This is a genomic window from Vreelandella titanicae BH1 (genome assembly GCF_000336575.1).
GTDB classification, from domain to species: Bacteria; Pseudomonadota; Gammaproteobacteria; order Pseudomonadales; family Halomonadaceae; genus Vreelandella; species Vreelandella titanicae.
Genome location: NZ_AOPO01000013.1, coordinates 21079 through 45846, shown reverse-complemented (window position 1 = coordinate 45846; position 24768 = coordinate 21079). Strand labels below are relative to the sequence as shown.

The 24768-nt window shown below is 56.4% G+C and carries 20 protein-coding genes; 11 read left to right on the top strand and 9 right to left on the bottom strand.

Annotated elements, in window-relative coordinates:
* The first annotated feature begins 90 nt into the window (after positions 1-90).
* From HALTITAN_RS18940 to htpX, 8 genes are all read left to right on the top strand, one after another.
* Positions 91-1194: a TRAP transporter substrate-binding protein gene (locus HALTITAN_RS18940; RefSeq protein WP_039860147.1), complete on the top strand. Its 1104-nt coding sequence runs from the start codon at positions 91-93 to the stop codon at positions 1192-1194.
* A gap of 1 nt (position 1195) precedes the next feature.
* The gene (locus HALTITAN_RS18935; protein WP_009288055.1) at positions 1196-1705 is read left to right on the top strand and encodes a TRAP transporter small permease subunit; all 510 of its coding nucleotides are present in this window, start codon (positions 1196-1198) and stop codon (positions 1703-1705) included.
* A gap of 3 nt (positions 1706-1708) precedes the next feature.
* On the top strand, positions 1709-3034 hold the full coding sequence (locus HALTITAN_RS18930; RefSeq protein WP_009288054.1) for a TRAP transporter large permease: 1326 nt from the start codon (positions 1709-1711) through the stop codon (positions 3032-3034).
* A 70-nt stretch (positions 3035-3104) separates the two neighbouring features.
* Complete coding sequence (locus tag HALTITAN_RS18925; protein ID WP_009288053.1) at positions 3105-4691, top strand: gamma-glutamyltransferase family protein; 1587 nt, start codon at positions 3105-3107, stop codon at positions 4689-4691.
* A 137-nt stretch (positions 4692-4828) separates the two neighbouring features.
* Positions 4829-5227: a peptide-methionine (R)-S-oxide reductase MsrB gene (msrB, locus tag HALTITAN_RS18920; protein WP_022520408.1), complete on the top strand. Its 399-nt coding sequence runs from the start codon at positions 4829-4831 to the stop codon at positions 5225-5227.
* A 103-nt stretch (positions 5228-5330) separates the two neighbouring features.
* Positions 5331-6287: a ribosome biogenesis GTPase YlqF gene (ylqF, locus tag HALTITAN_RS18915; RefSeq protein ID WP_022520409.1), complete on the top strand. Its 957-nt coding sequence runs from the start codon at positions 5331-5333 to the stop codon at positions 6285-6287.
* A gap of 105 nt (positions 6288-6392) precedes the next feature.
* The gene (locus HALTITAN_RS18910) at positions 6393-7640 is read left to right on the top strand and encodes a pyridoxal phosphate-dependent aminotransferase (RefSeq protein ID WP_022520410.1); all 1248 of its coding nucleotides are present in this window, start codon (positions 6393-6395) and stop codon (positions 7638-7640) included.
* Positions 7641-7735: 95 nt separating this feature from the next.
* Positions 7736-8641, top strand: a complete 906-nt coding sequence (htpX, locus tag HALTITAN_RS18905) for a protease HtpX (RefSeq protein WP_009288050.1) — start codon at positions 7736-7738, stop codon at positions 8639-8641.
* A gap of 81 nt (positions 8642-8722) precedes the next feature.
* On the opposite strand, the gene pdxB is transcribed toward htpX, so the two are convergent.
* Complete coding sequence (gene pdxB / locus HALTITAN_RS18900; protein ID WP_009288049.1) at positions 8723-9874, bottom strand: 4-phosphoerythronate dehydrogenase PdxB; 1152 nt, start codon at positions 9872-9874, stop codon at positions 8723-8725.
* A 97-nt stretch (positions 9875-9971) separates the two neighbouring features.
* Between pdxB and HALTITAN_RS18895 the strand changes: the two genes are divergently transcribed.
* Positions 9972-10253: a hypothetical protein gene (locus HALTITAN_RS18895; RefSeq protein WP_022520413.1), complete on the top strand. Its 282-nt coding sequence runs from the start codon at positions 9972-9974 to the stop codon at positions 10251-10253.
* A gap of 41 nt (positions 10254-10294) precedes the next feature.
* Here the strand turns inward: HALTITAN_RS18895 and HALTITAN_RS18890 are convergent, their stop codons facing one another.
* Together HALTITAN_RS18890 and rlmKL are read right to left on the bottom strand one after the other, a co-directional pair.
* The gene (locus tag HALTITAN_RS18890) at positions 10295-10630 is read right to left on the bottom strand and encodes a glutaredoxin family protein (protein ID WP_039860145.1); all 336 of its coding nucleotides are present in this window, start codon (positions 10628-10630) and stop codon (positions 10295-10297) included.
* Positions 10631-10642: 12 nt separating this feature from the next.
* Positions 10643-12880 carry a bifunctional 23S rRNA (guanine(2069)-N(7))-methyltransferase RlmK/23S rRNA (guanine(2445)-N(2))-methyltransferase RlmL gene (rlmKL, locus tag HALTITAN_RS18885; RefSeq protein WP_009288048.1) on the bottom strand — a complete coding sequence of 746 codons (2238 nt, stop codon included), beginning with the start codon at positions 12878-12880 and terminating at the stop codon, positions 10643-10645.
* A gap of 351 nt (positions 12881-13231) precedes the next feature.
* On the opposite strand from rlmKL, the gene rmf reads away from it, so the two are divergent.
* Positions 13232-13441 (top strand): ribosome modulation factor, encoded by a 210-nt coding sequence (rmf, locus tag HALTITAN_RS18880; RefSeq protein WP_007111057.1) that lies wholly within the window; start codon positions 13232-13234, stop codon positions 13439-13441.
* A gap of 124 nt (positions 13442-13565) precedes the next feature.
* Here rmf and HALTITAN_RS18875 read toward each other — a convergent pair whose 3' ends face one another.
* The 5 genes from HALTITAN_RS18875 to HALTITAN_RS18855 all read right to left on the bottom strand — a co-directional run bounded on the left by HALTITAN_RS18875 (position 13566) and on the right by HALTITAN_RS18855 (position 22325).
* Complete coding sequence (locus HALTITAN_RS18875) at positions 13566-14582, bottom strand: quinone-dependent dihydroorotate dehydrogenase (protein WP_022520416.1); 1017 nt, start codon at positions 14580-14582, stop codon at positions 13566-13568.
* Between the two features lie 106 nt (positions 14583-14688).
* Positions 14689-19512, bottom strand: a complete 4824-nt coding sequence (locus HALTITAN_RS18870; protein ID WP_009288046.1) for an NAD-glutamate dehydrogenase — start codon at positions 19510-19512, stop codon at positions 14689-14691.
* Positions 19513-19670: 158 nt separating this feature from the next.
* The gene (gene trmA, locus HALTITAN_RS18865) at positions 19671-20795 is read right to left on the bottom strand and encodes a tRNA (uridine(54)-C5)-methyltransferase TrmA (RefSeq protein ID WP_039860186.1); all 1125 of its coding nucleotides are present in this window, start codon (positions 20793-20795) and stop codon (positions 19671-19673) included.
* Between the two features lie 46 nt (positions 20796-20841).
* On the bottom strand, positions 20842-21693 hold the full coding sequence (gene murI, locus HALTITAN_RS18860) for a glutamate racemase (protein WP_035538518.1): 852 nt from the start codon (positions 21691-21693) through the stop codon (positions 20842-20844).
* Between the two features lie 86 nt (positions 21694-21779).
* Positions 21780-22325 (bottom strand): hemerythrin domain-containing protein, encoded by a 546-nt coding sequence (locus tag HALTITAN_RS18855; RefSeq protein ID WP_009288045.1) that lies wholly within the window; start codon positions 22323-22325, stop codon positions 21780-21782.
* Positions 22326-22622: 297 nt separating this feature from the next.
* On the opposite strand from HALTITAN_RS18855, the gene HALTITAN_RS18850 reads away from it, so the two are divergent.
* On the top strand, positions 22623-23957 hold the full coding sequence (locus HALTITAN_RS18850) for a replication-associated recombination protein A (RefSeq protein WP_027959677.1): 1335 nt from the start codon (positions 22623-22625) through the stop codon (positions 23955-23957).
* A 98-nt stretch (positions 23958-24055) separates the two neighbouring features.
* Here the strand turns inward: HALTITAN_RS18850 and lolA are convergent, their stop codons facing one another.
* Positions 24056-24721: an outer membrane lipoprotein periplasmic chaperone LolA gene (lolA, locus tag HALTITAN_RS18845; protein WP_009288044.1), complete on the bottom strand. Its 666-nt coding sequence runs from the start codon at positions 24719-24721 to the stop codon at positions 24056-24058.
* Positions 24722-24768 lie beyond the last annotated feature (47 nt).

The following is a 24768-nucleotide window of genomic DNA, read 5'->3' as shown; positions in this document are numbered from 1 at the left end:
TATTTAAAATAAAATCGATTTTTATGGCACACCCCTTGCTACCTCATTGTGTTCCCAGGCTGACCAATTCCACCATTAATGAGGTGTGCTATGTCCTTATCCCGTCGCAAGTTTCTCACCACAGCTGCCGTCTCCTCCACGGCAGGCCTTGTATTGGGCGCCCCGTCTATCGCCCGTGCGCAGTCCGCTGAGAGCTTCAACTGGCGTATGACCAATGCTTACCCGCCCGGCTCGCCCTTTTACGTGGAAGGCCCTGGCAGCCCCACTGACGTGATCGCCAAAATCAACGCCATGTCCGGCGGACGACTCAATATTCAGCATTTTTCATCCGGCGAGCTGATCCCAGCCTTTGAAGGCTTTGAAGCCGTTCAAAGCGGCACCATCGAGATGAATGCCGCCAATAGTTACTTCTGGTCAGGCACCACCTTTGCCGCTCAGTACTTCACTACTGTTCCATTTGGTATGAGCTTTATGGGCCATATGGCGTGGCTTTACCACGGCGGCGGCTTGGAGCTTTGGCACGAAGTGTATGAGCCCTACGGCATGGTCGCCTTCCCGCTGAACAATACCGGCGTGCAAATGACCGGCTGGTTCCGCGAACCGATCGAGGATATTAGCCAGCTCAACGGGCTGCGCATGCGCGTTCCTGGCTTGGCGGGCCAGGTTTACTCTTCGCTTGGCGTGGATGCCCGTGTACTGCCCGGTGGTGAAATCTTCCCCGCGCTGGAGCGTGGCGTGATTGATGCAGCTGAATTCGTAGGCCCCTTCCAAGACCGTCGCATGGGCCTGCATAACGCCGCCAAGTTCTACCACACTACAGGCTGGCACGAACCCTCGACCACGGGCGAACTGCTTATCTCGAAAACCCACTGGGATAGTCTGCCAGAAGATCTGCAGATGATTGTCAAAACCGCCTGTATGGCCGCCTGCTTAGAGAGTGTGACTTGGTCTGAAGCGGTCAATGGCGAAGCCATGACAGATCTAGTGGAGAACGAAGGCGTCACTGCCAGCATGCTACCTACCCCCGTTATCGATGCGCTGCGCGAAGCCACTCAAGATACCCTGGCGACAGAGGCCAACGCTGACCCGCTGGTGCGCAAAGTGCACGATAACTACATGGCCTTTAAAGCCAACCATGACCGCTGGGCAGGCGCCAGTGAGCGTGCTTGGTTAAACGACATTATCGGAGTCTGATATGCGCGCCGTGGCATTTTTTGTCCACGGAGTTGAGGCGGTGGTTCGGCTATTTGGCTGGATCGCCGCCTGGACCTGCGTGGTTTTAGTCGGACTCGTCGCTGGCGACGTATTGATGCGCTATGTGTTCAGCATTGGCGCGATATGGCTGCAGGAGCTGCAGTGGCACTTGATCTCACCTATTGCACTGTTTGGCATGTCGTATTTGCTATTGATGGGCGAGCAGGTGCGCGTCGATGTTTTCTACGAGCGCTTCCCTGTAGGCCTGCAACGGGTGATTGAAGTGATCGGCGGACTCTTGCTGCTGGTGATGGGGCTGTATATCGCCTGGCTGACGCTGCCCTGGATCGCCCAGTCGTTCGCCCGCGGCGAGGCGTCGCCCAACCCCGGCGGCCTGCCTCTGCGCTGGCTTCTCAAATCTCTGATCCCATTCGGTTTTCTCCTTCTCGCGCTGCAAGGGCTGGCCCACGCGCTGCGTCAGGCTTTCGCCCTACCCACACGAGGTGAATAACGCATGTCTCCCAATGAATGGCTCGCGATCGGCATGATCGTGGCTTTTTTTGTGTTCCTGCTGATAGGTATTCCGGTAGGCATCAGTATCGCGGCGACGGCCTTTTTCTTTGGCTACGTTGGCTTTGGGCCAATGCTGTTTAATCTGCTGCCATCACGTATTTACGGCGTAGTGACCAATTACACCTTTATGGCCATACCGCTATTTGTGTTTATGGGGGTGATGCTGGAGAAGTCGAAGCTGGCAGAGGAGTTGATCGATGTCATCGGCCACTTGTTCGGCGGCATTTCAGGCGGCATGGGCGTGGCGATCATCCTCGTGGGCGTGCTGTTAGGCGCCGCCACCGGCATCGTGGGCGCCACTATCGTTACCCTTGGCCTGCTCACGCTACCGACGCTGCTACGCCGCGGCTACCCTAAAACCCTGGCCACCGGAATGATCTGCGCATCCGGCACCTTGGGGCAGATTATTCCGCCCAGCCTGGTGCTGATTCTGCTCGCGGAAATTCTGGGCGAATCAGTCGGTACGATGTTCGCCGCCGCCATGGTGCCGGGACTAACCCTGGCGGCGGTGTATATTATTGCCATTCTGGTGATCGCCAAGCTCTACCCCAACTTAATGCCGCCTATTCCTGCCGAGGAGCGTGCAGAAATGGGCCGGGGTCAGTTGATACGCAAAGTGATTACCGTGGTAGGCCCGCCAGTGGGGTTGGTGTTTGCGGTATTAGGGTCGATTATTGGCGGCATTGCCGCGCCTACTGAAGCAGCCTCAATGGGTGCGCTAGGAGCATTGCTAATTGTAGCCTGCTCGGGGCGGTTAACCTTTGCGCTACTCAAAGAAGTTGCCAAGGCCACGCTGGTGATCTCGGCCATGGTGTTCTTTATTTTGATCAGCGCCCAGGTATTTGGCCTGGCATTTCGCGGATTGGGCGGCGAGCATTTGGTTGCCCGTATGTTCGACTGGGTGCCCGGCGGCGAATTAGGCGCGATGCTATTCATGCTGCTGCTGATGTTTGTGCTGGGTTTCTTCCTGGAGTGGATTGAGATCAGCTATATTGCCCTACCGTTATTTTTACCCTTCTTTGTGCAGATGGGCGTCGATATGGTGTGGCTGGGCATTCTGGTGGGGCTGGTGCTACAAACGTCGTTTCTTACCCCACCCTTTGGCTGGTCGTTGTTTTTCCTCAAGGGCGTGGCGCCGAAAGAAGTCTCGACGCTGGATATTTATAAAGGCGCGCTACCGTTTATCGGCTTACAGTTCGTCGCCGTCGCGCTGGTATTTATCTTTCCCAGCATTGCTACCTGGTTGCCCGAAGCCATTGGCTGGTAACGATCTGCCTTAGCATTTATTTAACAAATATTTACTTAATAATTATTTACTTAAAAACAAGGATTCAAAGATGCTCCACACCCAACGTAGTTACGGCGGCAGCTGCGTCGCTCCTCATCACCTAGCTGCCAGTGCCGGGCGAGATGTGCTTAAACAGGGTGGTAACGCGGTGGAAGCCATGGTCGCAGCCGCTGCTGCCATTGCGGTGGTTTACCCGCATATGAACGCCCTGGGTGGCGATGGATTCTGGCTAATTCATGAGCCGGGCAAAGCGCCCATTGCCATTGACGCCTGCGGCCCTGCGGCGGGGCTTGCCAGCACAGACTTCTACGCCGGTGAAACGCAGATTCCCGAGCGCGGCCCCAAAGCCGCCCTCACCATGGCCGGTACCATTGGCGGCTGGCATGAAGCGCTGAACGTGGCGTCGGCATGGGGCAAGCAGTTGCCTCTCACCACACTACTGGCTGACGCCATTCATCATGCCGAGGGGGGTATTGCGGTCTCCCAGAGCCAGGAAGCGCTTACCGCCAAACACCTTGAGCGTTTAACCCAAAGCCCAGGCTTTAGTGACACCCTGCTGCTTAACGGCCAGGTACCCCGTGAAGGCGAACGGCTGCGCCAGCCGCGTTTGGCCGCCACACTCAAGCGTTTGGCAGAAGCAGGATTAGATGACTTCTACCGCGGCGAGCTGGCCGCCAGTATGGCGCGGGATTTAGAGGCCGTCGGCAGCCCACTGCGCCTGGCAGACTTTCACGCCTACCGCGCCCAGCGAGTCACACCGCTGGAAGTAACGCTTCAGGATGCCACGCTCTATAACCTGCCTGCGCCGACCCAAGGCATGGCCTCGTTAATGATTTTAGGTATCTACGAGCGCCTAAAAGCCGCCGAGCCCAACGGTTTTGGCCACCTGCATGGCCTGATTGAAGCCACCAAACGCGCCTTTATCCTGCGCGACCAAAACATCACTGACCCCGGCCGTGTGCCAACACCGCTGCAAGATTTGCTCAGCGAAGAGAACATTGGCTTAGAAGCGGCTCAGATCGACCCGCAGCACGCCCTACCCTGGCCCCACGAACCAGCGCCAGGCGATACCATTTGGATGGGCACCGTGGATAGCGAAGGACGTTCGGTGAGCTTTATTCAGAGCATCTACTGGGAGTTTGGTAGTGGCGTGGTGCTGCCAGAAAGCGGCGTGCTATGGCAAAACCGCGGCATCAGCTTCTCGCTTAACCCCGACGACCTGCGCGGCTTAGCCCCTGGTCGCAAACCCTTCCACACGTTGAACCCGGCGCTGGCCAAATTTAACGATGGCCGCACCATGGTTTACGGCACTATGGGCGGTGAAGGCCAGCCGCAGACCCAGGCAGCGGTATTTTCGCGCTACGCGCTGCATGGCATGCCGCTGCAGCAGGCGATTACGGCCCCCCGCTGGCTGCTGGGGCGCACCTGGGGCGAAACCAGCACTAACTTGAAACTCGAAGCGCGTTTTGACGACGCCCTAGTCACCGCCCTGGCAACGGCAGGCCACGATGTGGAAGTGCTGCCCGAGGCATTCAGTGACACCATGGGCCATGCAGGCGGTATTGTGCACCATCCGGATGGGTTGATAGAGAGCGCCCACGACCCGCGCAGTAACGGCGGCGCGGCTAGCGTATAGCGCTTACACTGGCACAGCGATGTATAATCGCCCATGCTGAAACTCATGATGATCAAGTGGTGTCACTAGGCTAGTGAGTCCAAACAACACTTGGCCTCAGCGATGTAAGCGCAATGCATAAGGGAGAGGAACAGAGCATGGCGAAAATAGAAAAATCCCCTGACGAGTGGCAACAGCAGCTAACCCCAGAGCAGTACCGCGTAGCACGTGAGAAAGGCACAGAACGCCCATTCACTGGCGATTATCAGGTGCGTGATGCGCAGGGTATTTACCACTGCGTCTGCTGTCATGCGCCGCTGTTTGAGAATGAGCACAAATTCGATGCTGGCTGCGGTTGGCCAAGCTTTGATCGGCCACTGGGTAGCCGCTGCGTTGAGGAGCATACGGATACCACTCACGGCATGCAGCGCACGGAGGTAGTTTGTTCCCACTGCGATGCTCATCTGGGCCATGTGTTCCCCGACGGCCCACCGGAGACTACTGGGTTGCGCTACTGCATTAACTCAGTGTCGTTGGAATTTCACCCCGACGAGTAATCGCTGATAAATCCTCTCAAGGAAACCCAGCAAGGCGGGCGCCATCTGCTAGAATGGCAGCCCGCTTTTTTGTGCCGCTATTTTGTACTTGCAGGAGAAACCCATGCTCGGCTGGTTCCCCGGACATATGAACAAGGCCCGCCGCCAGATTAAGGAGGTGCTGCCTGAAATTGACGTAGTCATCGAGGTACTCGATGCGCGTCTGCCCTACTCCAGCGCCAACCCAATGCTGGCCGAGCTAACCCGCCATAAGCCGGTGCTGAAAATTCTCTCCCGGGCAGATCTCGCTGACCCGGAGCGAACGGCCGAATGGGTGGCTTATTTCGATGCCCAAGAGAATATGCGTGCCTTGGCAGTCACGACGACCAACACCCGCGAGCTAAAGAAAATTCCCAAGCTGTGCCATGAGCTGGCCGGTGCCGTTCGTGCTGACCGGGATGTGCGCGTGATGGTGATGGGTATTCCCAACGTGGGAAAATCCACGCTGATTAACGGCCTGGCCGGGCGAAAAATCGCTAAAACCGGCAATGAGCCAGCAGTCACCAAGCGCCAGCAAAAGGTGCGTATCGATGGGCGTGTGGCACTCACCGACACCCCGGGAGTGCTGTGGCCGAAGATTGAGGACCAGGCCAGCGCCTATCGGCTTGCCGCCACCGGCGCCATTCGCGATACCGCTATCGAGTACGCCGATGTAGCCATTGTTACCAGCGCAGAGCTGGCCAAACGCTACCCCGAAGCGCTCACCGAGCGTTATAAGCTCAAAGAGCTGCCCTCTTACACCGCGCCGGATATCCCCCATGACATTGATGCGGATGGCCCGAAAAAGCCCGACTTTCTCGCTATTGCTGGCTTCGACGGTAACGCCATCTTAAAAGATATCGCTGCCCGCCGAGGCGGCCTGCGTCCCGGCGGCGCCGTTGATCTGCACCGCGGCGCGGAAGTGCTGCTTCACGAACTGCGTGATGGCAAGCTGGGCAGGCTAACGCTTGAAACCCCGGCAGACATTCCTCCGCCGCCCGTGCAAAACGACGAAGACAATCAAGCACTTTCCGACGCATAATGGCCTAATAGCTCTATAGCCGACGATGGCTTGTGGACGCTGTTTTTAGTCACTCATGCTTTTTGGACACTTTTGGGCCTCTAGCTACTTTTGGACAGACACCTCATGGATACCCCGCAGTCGCACGAATCACAACCGTTAAAGAAATCTCATAAGCTGCACAATGTCTGCTACGACATTCGCGGCCCGGTACTCGACCACGCCAAGCGCTTGGAAGAGGAAGGTCAACGAATTCTCAAGCTAAACATTGGCAACCCTGCGCCCTTTGGTTTTGAGGCGCCGGAAGAGATTCTCCAGGATGTGATGCGCAACCTGCCCACGGCCCAGGGCTACTGCGACTCCAAAGGCCTCTACTCTGCCCGTAAAGCGATTATGCAGGAGTGCCAGCGCAAACAGATTCCCGGCGTAGGTATCGAAGATATCTTCATCGGCAACGGCGTCTCTGAGCTGATCGTGATGACCATGCAGGCGCTGCTCAACGACGGCGATGAAGTACTCATTCCCGCGCCGGACTACCCGCTCTGGACCGCCGCCGCCCACCTTTCCGGTGGTCACGCGGTGCACTACCTATGCGACGAGCAGGCGGACTGGACGCCTGACACAGCGGATATTCGCGCCAAGATCACCAGCCACACACGTGCCATTGTGCTGATCAACCCCAACAACCCCACCGGCGCGGTGTATCCACCCGCCGTGGTGAAAGAGGTATTGGCGATCGCCAAACAGCACAACCTGGTGGTGTTCTCAGACGAAATCTACGACAAGATCCTTTATGACGGCGTCGAACATACTGCCACGGGCGCACTAGCGGACGATGACCAACTGGTCATCACCATGAACGGTCTCTCCAAAAGCTATCGCTGTGCAGGCTTTCGCTCGGGCTGGATGACTATCTCCGGCACCTTGGCCAAGCTAAACGCTCAGGACTATATTCAGGGGCTGAATATGCTGGCCTCCATGCGCCTGTGTGCCAACGTACCCGCCCAGCACGCGATTCAAACCGCGCTGGGGGGCTACCAGTCGATCAATGATTTAATCCTGCCCGGCGGGCGGCTGTTGGCCCAGCGAGACATCACGGTGGAGAAACTGAACGCAATCCCCGGCGTCTCCTGCGTAAAACCTAAAGGCGCGCTGTACGCCTTTCCACGGCTCGACCCCAAGGTCTTCAATATCAAAGACGACCAGCAGATGGTGCTGGATCTGCTGCTACAGGAAAAAATCTTACTGGTACAAGGCACGGCCTTTAACTGGCCAGAGCCGGATCATGTGCGCATCGTCACGCTGCCCTGGGCCGACCAATTAGGCGATGCACTCGACCGTTTTGCCAACTTCTTGTCACGCTATCGGCAGTAGCTTTTGTAGCCATGACTTGAAACTGCCATGAACAGCACGTATCTAAGCCATTAATCTAGTAATGCTTCGATGAACTTTAGGGGAGAACCTGCACCATGATGCGAATTCTGCTGTTTTTAGGCACCAATATAGCGGTCTTGCTGGTCGCCAGCATTACCCTGCGCCTGCTAGGCGTAGAGGGTTACCTGCGCGGCCAGGGCATCAACTTCACCAGCCTGCTGATTTTCTGCTTTATTTTCGGTATGGCGGGCTCCATTATCTCGCTGTTTATCTCCAAATGGATGGCTAAACGCAGCACCGGCACGGTGATTATCGAAACGCCCTCCAACTCTACCGAACAGTGGCTGTTGGACACAGTGGCTGAGCTCTCCCGCGAGGCGGGTATCAAAACCCCGGAAGTGGGCATTTTCCCGGCTCAGCAGTCAAACGCCTTTGCCACGGGTTGGAACAAAGACGACGCGCTGGTAGCCGTCTCGGCAGGCCTAATGAATCGCATGCGTCCAGAAGAGGTGCGTGCAGTACTGGCTCACGAAATTGGTCACGTCGCTAACGGCGATATGGTAACGCTGGCGCTGATTCAGGGCGTAGTGAACACCTTTGTGATGTTCTTTGCCCGGGTCGTGGCGCATCTAGTCGATAACTTCCTGCGCAGCCGCAGCGATGGCGAAGGCGGCCTGGGCTTTATGGGCTACTTTGCGGTGGTCATGGTCGCTGAGATTGTGTTTGGTATTCTGGCCTCGGCTATCGTCGCCTGGTTCTCGCGCTACCGCGAATACCGCGCCGACGAAGCCGGTGCGCGCTTAGCGGGCACCAACGCGATGGTCAGCGCCCTGGCACGCTTGAAAACCGAAACCGCACTGCCCGACCAAATGCCGGATACGCTGCGCGCCATGGCGATCACCAAAGGCCAAACACGCTCGCTGGTGGAAAAGCTATTTGCCAGCCACCCACCGCTGGATGAGCGCATCCGTGCGTTAAAAGAAGCCGCTTATCGTCAGTAAGTTTTCTCTGCTGTTTATACATTTAAGGCCCGCATCTGCGGGCCTTACTGTTTTTCGCCATCGGTTTTCAATAGCTGTTTTTCACAATCTAGCTAGTGTTACCGCAAACCCTGCACCACGCAGTATACCCTCTAGCGCTACCGCCTCCCCTGATAGCCGCACGTTGAGGGTAGCGAACTCGCGGCGTAGCGGGTAGTTGGCGCGGCAGTCGTCAAAGCCTTTGCGCATACCGTGATGCAGCGTTTGACGCTCTAGCGCATCGTGGTCGCGGCGTACGTCGTAAACTGCTCGCATGCAGAGTCGCAGGGCGTCTTCCGGGGGGAGTGCGTGCTGCAAATGCAGCGACGCGAGGGCGGGCGGTGGGCAAATATCAGCAAACGTCAGCTCGCTGGGTTGGCCGCAGTGGTGCGCCAGCGCTTGCCGTATCATCCAGGTGCCGCGCAGCTTGCCATCCAGGCTATGCCCGGCAATATGCGGCGTTGCCAACGAGACCAGATCGCGCAGTCCAGCGTCGATATCCGGCTCATCTTCCCATACATCCAATATTGCGCTGATATCGCCCTTTCCCGCCAACCGGCTGCGCAACGCCAAGCCATCCAGGCAGTCCCCACGCCCAGCATTCAGAACAACGCAACCCGGCATCAGCTCTTCGATGCGCTGGGCGTTGAGTAGTTGGTAAGAGGCGTGAGGGCCTTCGCGGGTCAGCGGCGTATGCAGGCAGAGCACATCACAGCGTTCAATGAGGGCGTCTAGAGAGTGAAACCCTCTCACCCCCTCCTCCTCAGCCCGGGGCGGGTCACAGGCCAGCGTTGCTATGCCCATGGCGGTTAGCCGTGCTTGCAAGTGGCTGCCCACATTACCCACTCCCACAATACCCACGGTACGCTCGCTAAGCAGCCAGCCATCGCGTTCTGCCAGCGTCAGCAGGCTGCTTAATACGTAGTCGACCACCGCTTCGGCATTGCAGCCGGGGGCACTGGCGAAAGCGATATCGCGCTTAGCGAGCGCCACCTGATCGATATGATCGGTGCCGATGGTGCAGGTGCCAATAAAGCGCACGGGGCTATCAGTAAGCAACTTATCGTTAACTTGGGTAATGGAGCGCACAATCAGCGCGTCGGCAGCGTGAAGGTGAGCGGCGTTTATTTCCCGCCCGGGTACGCGGGTTAGCGTACCCAGGGAGCCAAAGCAGGCGTCTGCAGCAGGGATGTTAGCGTCGATGACAAGTTTCATAGGCGTTTGGGTATCCGGGCTTTACAATACGCCCGCGACGGCTGATGGGCAGGCGTGTTTCAAGGCTATCTTTTAAAGGCTAAGTAAGGAGAGTGTTGTGATCGTACGCTGGGAAACCAACCATGACTATGTGTTGGTTCATATTCACCAGGATATGTTTGGTGACTGGATTTTCAGCCGCGCCTGGGGCCAAATCGGCACTCAGTTTGGCGGTCTGAAACATCAGCTAGCCGATACGCTGGATCAAGCCCATATGTGGCTGGAGGACGAGACCACTATCCAGTCCTCACGAGGCTTTCGCAAGGTGCTGGAAGTGGCCGACCATACCCCCGAAGGCCAAGAAGCCATGCGTCAACTATCGCTACTGGACGTGATGTAAACCACTCGAACCCAGCCATGCACTTGTTAACCACGCACTTGTTAACCTAAGAAACGCCGCCCATGACGCTTATGGGCGCCTTTCGGCGGCGTAGTGTCTGGCGGTGCTGTGAACCCCGCCAGCGCGTCTTCATCCAGCCAGCCGCGCTCGCGCAACCATGCACTTAATCGCTCCAGCTCAAAGCCACGATCCAGCTCATTGCCGTCACCATCCACCAGCACCGGTATCCGCAGGCCGTAGCGCTCAACCAGGGCGTCGTCGTCGCTAATCTCGATGTGGTGCAGCCACACCTTTTGATTCGCTAGTGCCGCCACCAAAGCCTCTAACTGGCTGCATAGGTGGCAGCCCATCGTTGTGTAAAGCGATAGCTGAATCATGCAAAAGCTCTCTTATGACGCCTTATGACGAAGTAAAAACACGTGGTGCAGGTTGGTGCGCCGCTGGAAATCGGGGTCGAAGCTACGCCCGGTGATATCCTCAACAGCGTAATGCTCGCTAAGCGCTTCATCGAGTTTAAAGCGCCGCTGGTTATTAGAAAACACCAAGGTTCCACCGGGTGCCAAGCGCGCCATGGCGAGCTCCACAAGCCGCGGATGATCACGCTGCACGTCGAGGGTATCGCGCATTTTCTTCGAGTTAGAGAACGTCGGCGGATCCATAAAGATCAGGTCAAACTCAGCATCGGCGGTTTCCAGCCAGCGGAAACAGTCGTCGCGCACCACTCGGTGCAGTCGTGTATCGAGCTTATTCAGCGCAAAGTTGTCCTTGGCCCACTCCAGGTAGGTGTTGGACATATCCACGCTCACACTGTCGCTGGCGCCGCCTAAGGCGGCCTGCACCGTTGCTGTGGCGGTGTAACAGAACAGGTTTAAAAAGCGCTTGCCGCTGGCCATTTCGCCCAGCATCCGACGTACCGGGCGGTGGTCAAGGAATAACCCGGTATCCAGGTAGTCGCGCAGATTGATCCAGAGCCGTGCCTTGCCCTCTTGCACCTCAAAACGCTCGCCACTAGCGGCACGCTTCTGATACTGGGCGCTGCCGGTTTGGCGCTCGCGGCGCTTGATATAGATTTTACTGGCGTCAACGTTAAGCGCCTCGGGCATGACTTCCAAGGCATCGTACAAACGCTTCTGCGCTTGAGCCGGATTGATCGAACTGGGCGCCGCGTACTCTTGCACGTGCACGCGGTCACCGTAGCGATCTACCGCTAGTGCATACTCGGGCATATCGGCATCATACACACGATAGCTGGTCTCACCGCTCTGCTTCAGCCATTTCTTCAAGCGCTTCTGATTTTTGATCAGCCGATTGGCAAACATCTGGGCATTGTCTTGGTTTTTGTGAACAGCTTGCTCTTCGCTAGCCTCTTCACTAGGCGTCGCTCCTGCACTGTTCTCGTTCTGAACGGGCTTTGTATCGCTCGCGGCAGGCGGATGCTCAGCGCCACCAATCTCCATAAGCAGCAGCTTGGCCTCCAGGGCACCGTTTTTGAGTGCGTACTGTTTGTGCGCACGCATACCCAGCCGGTGGCCTAAATCCGGGTTGCCGGTAAACACCGCCAGGGTCCAGCCGGGAAACAACGCTTTGGCTTTATCACCTAGCTGGGCGTAGAGACGCACCAGTTCGGGCAGCTCGCCCAGCCGCTCGCCGTAAGGGGGATTGGTGATCAGCAGGCCGCTCTCAGCAGTCAATGTTTCGGGACGCGTCAACTGGCCAAGGCTCTGCCCATGCAGGGTAATCAAGGCTGGGATGCCTGCCCGCATAGCATTGGACTTCGCCGCCGTAAGCGCCGCGGGACTCTGGTCGAAGCCTAATAGCTGGGCTTTGCAGCGCTTGCGACCAATCGACGCGCGCGCTTCGGCTTCACGCTTCTGTTCCCGCCACGCTTCGTCATCGTGCCCTGCCCAGCCGTGAAAGCCGAACCGCTCGCGGTTCAGGTTAGGTGCTTGGTCAGCGGCCATCATGGCGGCTTCGATCAGTAGCGTGCCTGCACCACAAAGCGGATCAATCAGCGGTTCACCGGCTTTGAGGCGCTCAGGCCAGCCTGCGCGCACCAGCAGCGCGGCGGCCAGATTCTCTTTTAGCGGCGCATGGCCCACATCCCGGCGATAACCGCGACGGTGCAGGCTTTCACCAGAGAGATCCAACCCAATAGTCAGGTTCATCCGGTGGAGGTGGGCGTATATGCGCAAATGTGGGGTTTTAGTATCAACGTTGGGACGTTCCTGCCCTGCCAGTTGAAGGGCATCAACTACGCCGTCCTTAACGGTCTGGGCACCAAAACGGGTGTGGCGAATATGTTCGCTGCGGCCGTGGAAATCGACCGCCAAGGTGTTACCCGGCGCCAGGTGCTGCGTCCAGGCAATACGGGCAACCACATCGCGCACTTGCTCAGCGGTATCGATCATCGATTCGCGTACCAGGGTCAAAATGACCCGGTTAGCTAACCGCGACCACAGGCAGACACGATAAGCGATCGCTTGGCTGGCAGTGAAATAGACGCCCGCCACAGTGGTTTTACCCGGCGTGGCGCCCAATGCCACTAGTTCATCGTGAAGCAAGCCTTCAATGCCTTTCGGGCAAGTGGCTAGCAGACTCAAGGGGGCGTTTTGATTCAACTCGGTCATGATAATAACGGCGCGTAAAGGCGCAATATTCCTGTATATAACAAATGAGTTTACGTTTTATGACAAATTGGTAGTCGACAGATGACCCCATCATGGTCTAACAATAAGAGAGTAGCTACTGAAAAACGCATGCGTTTCTTGTCAGGGTCGGTTCAAGACCAGACCTATGGCGTATAAGTGTTCTTTGTAAGAGATTGCCGCTCGGCTCGTTCCGCCCGTGAGTGCCAAACAACAGGGCTGAAGCGGCGTCTCGCTCTTGAAGCAAGCTCTCGGAATAGTGGTTGTTGTTGATAACATAAGTCGATAACACCCTATTTCTTATCAAAGGCTTTCGTGAAAAGAGGTTAGCCAATGAAACGGCAAAAACGTGATCGCTTCCAGCGGGCTTATGTCCACGGCTACAAAGCGGGTGTATCGGGTCGTTCTCGTGACGACTGTCCCAGTCAAGATATCAATTTACGCGAATACTGGATGAGCGGTTGGCGTGAAGGTCGCGGCGACCAGTGGGATGGGATGACCGGCATCTCGGGCATCCACAAAAATCCCTTAGTCATGGCCTAACGTTTTATTTTTCAAGGTTTTAAAAGAAAAATTTTAAGCGAGAGGTTTTCAATGAGCCCACTTTTTCAAGTGGGCTTTTTAGTGCCCCTTTATGCCCACACTGCTTCGCTAATCATCTTCGCGCTCAACCTTTAGCTTTCAGTGCCCTCGCGCATTCACCGACCAGTTTAGGACCTTGATAGATCAACCCCGAGTAGAGTTGCACTAAATCAGCTCCCGCCGCGATTTTGGCCTGAGCAGCAGCAGCACTATCGATCCCACCGACACCTATGATAGGTAACGATGGTAGATGCTCACGCAGTTGGCGAATGACGCGATTGGATGCCTCGAAGACCGGTTTCCCAGAGAGCCCTCCAGCCTCCTCCGCTTGTGAGTCACCCTCTACCCCCGCGCGGGAAACCGTTGTATTGGTGGCAATCACGCCATCAAGTGCATTGCGCTGAATACTTTCTGCCATCAAGGCTACTTCTTCAGCGCTCATATCCGGGGCTATCTTAATCAGCAATGGTACGTTGCGGCCCGTTTGGTCATTGAGCTCTGAGGCTCGTGCTCGAATCGGCCCCAACAGCGCATCCAGCTGTTCGCCGAACTGTAGGCTGCGCAGCCCAGGGGTATTCGGTGAAGAGACGTTAACGGCAATGTAATCCGCATAAGAGTGCACCGCGTCTAAGCATACCAAGTAGTCATCCAGCGCGTGTTCTACTGACGTCGTCAGGTTTTTACCAATATTAATGCCCACAATGCCGCCGTAGTGGCGCTGTTTGACCTGCTGGATCAGGTGCTCAACCCCTTTGTTGTTAAAGCCAAAGCGGTTGATGATCGCCTCATGCTGCGCTAAGCGAAATAGCCGAGGCTTAGGATTGCCTGGCTGCGGCTTAGGCGTGACGGTACCCACTTCGACAAACCCAAACCCCAACGCGCCAAGGGCATCCAGGTGGTCGGCGTTCTTGTCCAACCCAGCGGCAAGACCCACCCGATTGGCAAATCGCAGCCCCATCAGCTCGATAGGATCATTCACCTGCTGACCAAACAGGCGTGCTACCCCACCCACCCGATGCAGTGCATCCAGAGCGCTCAAGGCCATCCCGTGAGAGGTCTCTGGGTCAACGCGAAAAAACAGCGAGCGAGCGAGGTTGTACATAGCGGATCTCTTGAAGCGGAGGCTGAAAACGGGCATCAGTATAACGCAATAAAGCGCGCCCTGGTGGAGAACCAGGGCGCGCTTTTTTAAGTGGATTAGGGTACGTCTACGCTTCGCTATCGCTCTCGGCAAGATCTACCAGCTCGCGTACCGCCACGGCGAAGAGCGCAAAGCCTCCTTCACTGCCACCGCGCACCTCTTCAATAAGGCGGCACCAGCGGCGATGCAGATCGGCGTGCTGATCCAACCACTGCGCAACCCGCTCTTGGGTATCGCGGCTGCCGGCGTCGAGCTTCAACACGCTGGTGGTCAGTGCCAGCTGCTGACGCTCAATGTCGTCGCGGAAAGTCTCACGAGCCTGAGCCTGCCAGGCGTCGCGCACTTCCAGCTGGGTTACCTGCTGAATCATCCACGGTAGCTCCAGGCGGCTGCCAATTTCGTACAGCACTTCCGCCACCCGCTGGGGTTTTTCATTGGTCAGGCGCGCCGCCTGGATAATACCCAGCCCCGCATAAAGGCTTGATGACGCCGCCACGCTGGATGCCAGTGCATCTGGCACACCCGCCTCCAACAACTCGTCACGACGCGAGTTCCAGGCGCCAAGCTCTTCACCACTGAGTAGCTCACCAATACCTTCCTGCAACTGCGCCAAGCGAGGAGCGAAGTACTCAATGGTATCTTGTGTCGAAAGCCCTAAGTGCTGACGCACAAACCAGCGCGTGGCACGGCGGATCAAGCGCATCAGGTCAAGCATCATCGAGTACTGAATGCGGTTGGGCACCTGATTATCGAGGGCTTCAATTTGCGCCCATAGACTGGGCAAGTTAAAGCTATCACGGGCCACGATGTAGGCTCGCGCAATATCGGCACGTCCCGCTCCAGTGGAGTCCATCAGGCGGCGTACAAAGACGACCCCCATATGATCGACCAAGTCGTTGGCGACCTGTGTCGCAACGATTTCACGCTTCAGACGGTGCTCGTACATTTCGTCTTTAAAGCGCTCGACCAGCACTGATGGGAACAGCCGCTCCAGGTGGCGGTGAATATATTGATCGTCCGGTACGTCAGAGGTGATCAAGTCGCCTTTCAGGGTGCTCTTGGCGTAGGAGATCAGTACCGACAGCTCCGGCAGGCGCATCCCTTGATTGTTGCTGGCCCGCTCTTTGAGCACATCATCGGTAGGCAGGAATTCCAGCTCGCGGTCAATCTGTCCGGCGGCCTCCAGCTCGCTGATAAAACGGCGGTAAGGGCCCATTGACTGGTCGGAAAGGGTAGCCGATAGATCCAGCGCCTGACTTTGGCGGTAATTATCCAGGATCACCAGATCCGCCACCTCATTGGTCATTTCCGCCAACAGCTGATTGCGCTGTTTCTCGGTCATGTCGCCGCGCTTGACCACTTCATCGATCAAAATCTTGATATTGACCTCGTGGTCGGAGCAGTTCACCCCACCGGCGTTGTCAATAAAGTCAGTGTAAACGCGCACGCCTTTGGCGGCGGCTTCCATTCGTCCGCGCTGGGTCAAGCCGAGATTACCGCCCTCGCCGACCACACGGCAATTCAGGTCATTGCCGTTGATGCGCAGGGTGTCGTTGGCTTTGTCGCCCACATCGGCATCGGTTTCGTCAGAACCCTTCACGTAGGTACCGATACCGCCGTTCCAGATCAAGTCCACCTTGGATTTGAGCATGGCGCGGATCAGTTCATTAGGCGACAGGCGCTCTTCCTTGATACCAAATACCTGCTGCATCTCCGGCGTGATGCTAATCGACTTGGCGCTACGGCTAAAGATGCCGCCCCCAGCGGAGATCAGCTCCTGGCTGTAGTCTTCCCAGCTGGAGCGTGGCAGAGCGAACAATCGCTTGCGCTCGGCAAAGGACGCCTCGGCGTCCGGGTTGGGGTCTACAAAGATATGCAGGTGGTTGAAGGCACCCACCAGTTGGATCTTGTCGGAAAGCAGCATGCCGTTGCCGAAGACATCTCCGGCCATATCGCCGATTCCCACCACGCTAAACAGGTCGCGCTGGGTGTCGAGATCCAGATTTTTGAAGTGGCGCTTAACTGATTCCCAGGCACCGCGAGCGGTGATGCCCATTTTCTTGTGGTCGTAGCCGTTAGCACCGCCAGAGGCAAAGGCATCACCCAGCCAGTGGCCATACTCAATGGAAATTTCGTTGGCGATATCTGAGAAGGTAGCGGTGCCTTTGTCGGCAGCTACCACGAGATAAGCGTCGTTCTCATCGTGGCGGACAACATTTTCCGGCGGCACAACATCGCCGCCCACCAGGTTATCAGTGACATCCAGCAGCGCACGGATAAAGATTTGGTAACAGGCAATGCCCTCTTTCTGGGCGACATCGCGACTGGCATTTTCCGGCATGCGTTTACAGACAAAACCGCCTTTAGCACCAACCGGTACGATAACGGCGTTCTTAACCTGCTGCGCTTTCACCAGCCCCAACACTTCGGTACGGTAATCTTCAAAGCGATCCGACCAGCGCAGGCCACCGCGGGCCACTTTGCCGCCACGCAGGTGAACACCTTCCACCCGCGGCGAGCAGACAAAAATTTCAAACATTGGTCGCGGCTTGGGCATGCCGGTAACCTTGGAAGGCTCCAACTTATAGGCGATGTAATCTTTAAAGCGCCCACCCTCAGCCAGTTGGTAGTAGTTGGTGCGTAGGGTGGCGAGGATCAGCTCCATAAAGCGGCGCAGTAGCTGGTCATCGTTAAGGCTGGCAACTCCTTCCAAGCGCTCATTTAAGCTCGCGATGCACTCGTCGGTGGCGTGGCTCTGCTGCTCAGGATCAAAACGCAGGCGGAATAATTCAACTAACTCACGGGTAATGGCAGGATAGTTGGCCAGCGTAGCAGCGATGTAATCCTGGGACATGCCGAAGCGGATCTGTTTGAGGTAGCGGGCGTAGCCGCGCAGCATGGCCACTTCGCGCCAATCCAGCCCAGCGCCGATAATCAGGCGGTTAAACGCATCGTTATCGGCCTCGCCGGTCCAGATGCGCTTGAAGGCTTCCGTGAATACATCACGCATATCGCCCAGGCTGACATCCGCACCGCTGTGCTCAAGCTCAAAATCGTGAATCCAGTAGCGCTGTTCAGGGGCGTTAATATCGTAGGGGCGTTCACCAATTACGCGCAGGCCAAGGTTTTCCATCATCGGCAGCACGTCAGAGAGCGGAATCTGCGATTCACGGTGGAACAGTTTCAGGTTAACGCCACCACCCTGTTCTTCTAGTGGCCGATAGAGCGACAGCGAGAGGTCGTTCTCGCTATCCAGTGTCAGCAGGTGCTGAACATCAAACACCGCGGTGCGCGCAGAGAAGTCTTCACGGTAGCTGGCCGAGAACGCCTCGCGGAACCGATCCATCAGGTTGTTGGCGCGCTCTTCACCGAAGCCTTCGATCATGGCGTTCTGCAGCTCGTCACGCCAGCTGCGCGCCAGCCGTGACACTTTGCTTTCCAAACGCTTGAGGTCATAGTCGCTGGGCGCGTCGCCATTAAAGCGTAAAATCAATTGAATACGCGCCAGCACCGACTCAGATAAATAGGTATTGAAGTCGCCAAAGTGGGCGTCTAACTCGTCGCACAACACGTTTTGAATCCGCTGACGCAGATCCGTGGAGAACACGTCCCGGGGGACAAACACCAGGCAAGAGTAGAACTTGCCGCTGATATCGGCGCGGATAAACAGCCGCACCTGGCGGCGCTCGCGAATATTGAGGATGCCCAGCGCAGTGCTGGCCAGTGACTCGGTATCGATCTGAAAAAGATCATCCCGGGGGTAAACTTCCAGCACCTGGAGCAATTGCTTGCCGTTGTGACCCTGGGGATTGAATCCGGCAATATCCATCACCGCTTTTAGCTTACGGCGCAGCAGCGGGATATTGCGTGGCGATTCGTTATACACCGTAGAGGTAAACAAACCAAAGAAGCGCCGCTCACCAATTACATTGCCGTCGTCGTCGTAGCGATCAACGGTAATGTAGTCAGGGTAGGTAGGACGGTGCACCCGAGAGTGATGGGCGCTTTTGGCAAACGATAGTAGCTGCGGCACCAGCACATAATCATTGTGCTCATCCACCCCCTCTTCGGTGCGAATACGCTCGCAGTAGCGCGGCTGATCCAGGCGGAAGACGCCCAGCACGCTATCTGCGTCGCGCTTTAACTCGCTGCCTTCCAGCAGGTACTCGTCGTAGCCCAGGAAAGTAAAGTTATCTTTGAGCATCCACTCTAAAAAGGCAATCGCCTCTTCGTGGTCGTCAGGATCGATCTGCGGCGGGCAGTTTTTCTCGAGTTCTTGAATCGAGGCGGTGATTTGCGAACACATGGCGTCGAAATCGCCCACAGCGGTACGTACATCGCGAAGCACGTCATTTAGGTTGCTTTCGATTTTCTCAAGCAACGCTACGTCGGTGTGCCGGTCTACTTCGATGACAATTAGCGACTCGCGCGCTTCTGGCGCGTTTTCTGCCCTGGGCGAGGCCAGCGCCTGCAACTGATGGCGCTCATCACGGGCGACCGCCAGCACGGCGTTTTGAATGGCGTGCACCGTCAAGCCGCGGCGGTTGAGCTCGATACGCACCGAGTCGACCAAAAACGGCATATCTTCATGGAGAACGGCGACAAAAGTATGCGTCGACTGCCAGCCGTGCTCTTCAAAATCAGGGTTAAATACTCTTACCTTGGGACTTTGCGGGTCGTGATGCTGCAAAAACTGCCAGACCGACAGCGTTGCGCCATACAGATCGTCCAGGCGACGATCCACTAGGTCTTCCACCGGCACGGTGGCATAAAAGTGCCGAGCAAAAGCGTCCACAGTGGCGGCGCGAGCGGGGTCTAACCGCGCGTATAGCCGCTCCTGGAGCTGCTTCAAAAGATCTTGCCGACTCTCTTCAATCGCAACGTAGTGCATCCATCACCTCGACTGCCTAGGCCATTAAACGGCCAAAAAACGAAGGACAATAGGCCTTTAGGCCAACATAACGGCTAGCTTACGCTACCTATCGTCGCGTCCCTAATCACTTGACGTGTTGTTCATGGCACATACCGTTTACGCATTAGGTCGTATGCTTACTCGCCTGTCCGCCGCTTCAACAGCACTCCACACTCACAGTGGTCGGTAAACGGAAACTGGTCAAATAGCGCAAAGCGCTCTATCTCATGGGTGTTGGTCAGTATGGTCAAGTTTTCAGCTAACGTGGCTGGGTTGCATGAAATATAGACGATCTGAGCGTACTCGCTGAGTTGCTCACAGCTCTGCTCGTCTAAACCAGCACGGGGCGGGTCGACCAGCACGGTGGAAAAATCGTACTCTTCCAACGCCATTTCCGCCACGCGACGCCCGGCTTTTTCGCCCTTCAGCGCCAGCGAAAACTCCTCCGCTGACATACGACCAATCTGCGCGTTCGTTACCCTATTGGCTTCCAGGTTTACGTTGGCGCTAGCCACTGACGTGCGGGAAATTTCTGTGGCCAGCACGCGGCGGAAGTTATCCGCCAGGGCAATGGTAAAATTGCCATTACCGCAATAGAGTTCGACCAGATCTTTCTTCGCATTACTCTCCTGCTGGCCAGCGGTGACTTCTCGCGCCCAGCTAAGCATTTTCTGGCAGATATGCGCATTGGGTTGGGTAAAGCTGTTTTCGACCTGCTGGTAGTGCAGCGTGCGGCCATCCACCTCTAGCCGCTCCCATACGTGGTCTCGGGTAAGTACGATACGCTGCTTGCGGGAGCGGCCAATAATCATAATACCCAGCTCAGCCTCCAGAGCGCGGGCTTCGCGCTCCCACTCATCGCCTAACGGGCGGTGGTAAATCAGCGTTATCAGCGCCTCACCTGACAGCGTGGTTAGAAACTCTACCTGGAACAGCCGCCGACGCAGCTCATCACAGCGAAGGCAAGCTTCGCGTAGCTGCGGCATTAGCTGATTGATTCGCTCACTGGCGACTGCGTACTGATCTAACCGAATCACCCGCTTGTTCTTCGGATTCTCAGGGTCTACCTCGAACATGGCGTAGAAGAGGTCGTCCTCTTCGTGCCATATGCGAAACTCGCAGCGCTGACGGTAATAGCCTGGCGGCGATTCAAACACTTCTAATGCCGGTGGTTGAAAAGCGGCAAAGGTAGTTTCCAGATAGTCGCGTTTGGCGGCTAGCTGCTCAGCGTAGCGTTCAGGTTCTACAACGGGGATAGCCAAGGCTGCTCCTTTGAATAATTCGATCAGCAATAGTAGTAAATAGTGCTCAGTCGCCCACATTAAGCAATTGGGACGCCTTAAACCCATAGCGGGCTAGACCAGCGGTCAGATTGGCAGCAGGGGCAGTGGTAAAGCAGCGGCCATCCTGCTGATCACTGTTTAGCTCAGAAACGACTTGCGAAACCCGTCGGGCTATCGCATCGCCGGAGTCGACCCAATGTAGCGGCACGGGGGCCAGCTGCGTCAGCCAGGGCTTTAGCAGCGGGAAATGAGTGCAGCCCAGTACCACTGTATCTAGCTCTGGGGTATCCAGCGCCTGATGAGCAGACGATAAACAATGCGCAGACGATGGAGGTGCAACGGCGTGCCATAACGGTGCCAGCGCCGCCTGCATGCGATCAATATTGGGGGTGACACCAGCCAGGTATGCTTCCGCCTCGACCACCAAGGCATCGGCGGCGACGCGAGTAATCACACAGTCGCTGGCAAAACTATCAATCAAGCGCTGGGTGTAGGGCCGCCCTACCGTGGCCTTGGTGGCTAACAGCCCAATATGGCGTGTCTGGCTAATCGCTGCGGCAGGTTTGATAGCAGGTACGGTGCCCACGACAGGGATCGCCAACTGCTCGCGCAAGTTTTCCAGCGCCAGAGTGCTCGCGGTATTGCAGGCGACAACCAAAACACTCGGCTGGCACGCTTCCACAGCGGAACGACATACCGCCACAATGCGGTCGGTCAGGGCTGCATCTTCGCGCAGCCCATAGGGCAACCAAGCATTGTCGCAGGCATAGCACAGGGCAGCATCAGGGTAGTGTTGGCGCAGCGACTGCGCCACCGACAGGCCGCCGACACCGGAATCAAAAATTAACACGGGGCCTTTCCTGACTCTGCCTATCATGGCTCTGCCTAAAAAAAACGGAGCCGCTATTTTAGCATGCTCCGTCATTTTATTGATGCCCCGTAGCGGCCACTTGTCCGCTAGCGCTATACCACAGGCACGTCAGCACCACGCAGTTCAGCATAGAGCTCGGGATAAGCGTCCTGTAGGCGCTCTAGCTCTTTCTCTGCGCCTTCGGGGAGCGCCTGACGCAGCTCGTCCATATCTTCCTCGCTAAAGTGCTCGTCAATCAGCGGGAACAGCCCCTCGCGTTCGTGACGCAAATAGGCACGATGCGCTTCCAAATAATCTTTCAGGTCGTCGGCAAAACGATCCATCGGAATGATGTTATCCATTAACACCATGTCAATGTCGTTGGAGAGGCGCTGTAAGCGCGGCTTTAACTCACGATAGTCATTCGCCATCTGTTCGGTCAGGGCAACGTGCTCTGGGGCCTGGGTTTGCAATCGCTCCACGCAGACGCGTTCCAGAGGGGCTGCAAAACCATCCATATAGGACAAAATATAGTCGACGACCTCGCGCATAAGCTGGAAGTTGGGCCGCTCACCTTGGGCAAGGGTTTTCTGCTTAAGCTGCAGCACATGGAGTAATCTCGCCATGTTGGCATGATCTAGACGCAGTTGGTTTAACATCGAACTGTCTCCTTTATTGTGTCATGCCTACCGTCGAGCCTTCGTGATTGACGGCATGCGATAATAAGCGCGAGGTAACAAACATGTTGTGTCGCTAAAACATATCGTAACCTGAGCGTGTCGTAACTAACGGGGGTTATCAACAACAGTTATCATAAACAATGCCCCTCTCAAGCTATCCTCGCAAGTGTATCTTTCTGATAGGTTACGTCTAAGGTAGTTCTCTAAGACGCAGTTTACCACCTATACTTGTTGGCAATTTGTTGCTCAACGTACTGATTTATAACGGAAGCTTACATGGATCTTTTTGATAGCGCTCAGGCGACACCGGCTGACGATGCTCCGTTAGCCTTTCGTATGCGGCCACGCCAACTGGACGATTACGTGGGCCAGCAAGCGCTGGTGGGGCCAGATAAACCCCTACGTCGCATGGCGGAGTCAGGCATTGTGCGCTCAATGATTTTATGGGGGCCGCCAGGGGTTGGCAAAACCACGCTGGCAGAGCTGTTGGCCCGAGCCTCCCAGGCCCATCTGGAGCACCTCAGCGCGGTGATGGCCGGAGTAAAAGAGATTCGCGCTGTGGTGGAGCGGGCCCAACAGATGTCCTCCACGGTTATCCTCTTTTTAGATGAGATTCATCGCCTCAACAAGAGCCAGCAGGACGCATTATTGCCCCACGTGGAGTCGGGCCTGTTAACGTTGATTGGCGCCACCACCGAAAACCCCTCCTTCGAAGTCAACTCGGCGTTGCTATCCCGTGCGCGGGTATATGTGCTGAAATCGCTTACCCATGAGGAACTGATCACGGTGATGCGCCAGGCACTCAGCGACGTAGAGCGAGGGCTGGGCAAGCGTGACATTCAGGTTGATGACGAAGTATTAACTGCTCTGGCCCACGCTAGCGCTGGCGACGCACGACGGGCGCTGGGATTACTGGAAACCGCTTGCGATTTCGCTACTCAGGAAGCAAACGGCGAAGTACTGCATAAAGAGGTACTCGCCGATGTGATCGGCCATCAGGCCAGCGCCTTCGATAAGCAGGGGGACGCTTATTATGATCTACTTTCGGCCATTCATAAGTCGATACGCTCTTCACGCCCTAACGCGGCATTGCTGTATATGGCCCGCTTTATGCAGGGCGGCGGTGACCCGTTGGACGTAGTGCGCAGACTGACCGCGATTGCCTCAGAAGACGTCGGCAATGCTGACCCTCGCGCGCTACCGCTGGTGATTGCCGCCTGGGATGCTTATTTACGCCTGGGCGATTACGAAGGCCAGCGGGCAATTGCCCACGCGGCAATTCATTTAGCAGTGGCGCCCAAGAGTAACCGCATTGACCGCGCCTGGAGTGAAGCCAAGCAGTACGTACGCCAGCAGCCCCAGGTTGAGGTACCGACGTACCTGCGCAACGCGCCCACTAAGCTGATGGAGCAGTTGGGTCATGGCGAAGGCTATCGCTATGCGCATAACGAACCAGACGGCTACCCGGCGGGAAGCGCCCACGACTGCTGGCCTGAAGAGCTGCCTAAAGCCACCTTCTTCAAGCCAAGTGCCTTTGGTCAGGAGAAGCGCTTTGGGGAAATCATGGCATGGCGGGAAAATCTTGACCAGGAAGCAGATCAGGCGCCCTAAGGCGCCTGATGGTTAAACCAGTGGCAGGTTATTGATTAACCGCCACCCTCCAGCAACTCTTTACCAACTCCTCACCATTCACTCCTCACTCCCAACCCTTAAAGCTCTTCACGAATAACATCGGTGCCTTCGGGAATTTCGAAATCAAACATGTCCTCAGCAATCTCGCCATTGAGGGTAATATTGCTAAAGGTGATGGCGGTGCGCTGGCCGGTACTGTCCATCATCCACAGCTCGGTTAGCGTATCGGCATCGAACACCATGCTTAGCTCTTCGAACAGCGTATCGGCCGAGATAGGCACTAGGGTAAAGACATCTTCTCCCCCGTCCTGCTCGTAGAACACCTCATAGCTTTCGGTTAAATCGTCCACGCTTCCCGACAGCAGTAACGCAGGGGTATGGGTTACTCGATCGTCCATCTCTTGAACGGTGACTTGTTCAAGGTCGGGATCGTACATATACACATCATCGCCGTCAGAGACCACGGTTTGAGAGTAAGGCGCTTCCACTTCCCAACGCAGCATACCGGGGCGAGACAGCCACATCTCACCACGCGCGCTTTGGAGGCGTTCCCCGCTGCCATCAAGAATTTGCTGCTCAAAATCCGCTTGATAACGCTCAAGCGGATCCAGCCGTTCAGTCAAACGCTCGGCAGCATCGTCTGCCCAAGCGGGAGCACCAAAGGTTAAACCCAAGGCACTTGCCGCAAATGCCAGTGGCGAAGCGCCCATTGCTGAAGTGCGTTTTGTTTGCGTATCGCGCATATAATCTCCCTAGGCAACCGTTGCCCGGTAACTGTTGCTCAAAACTG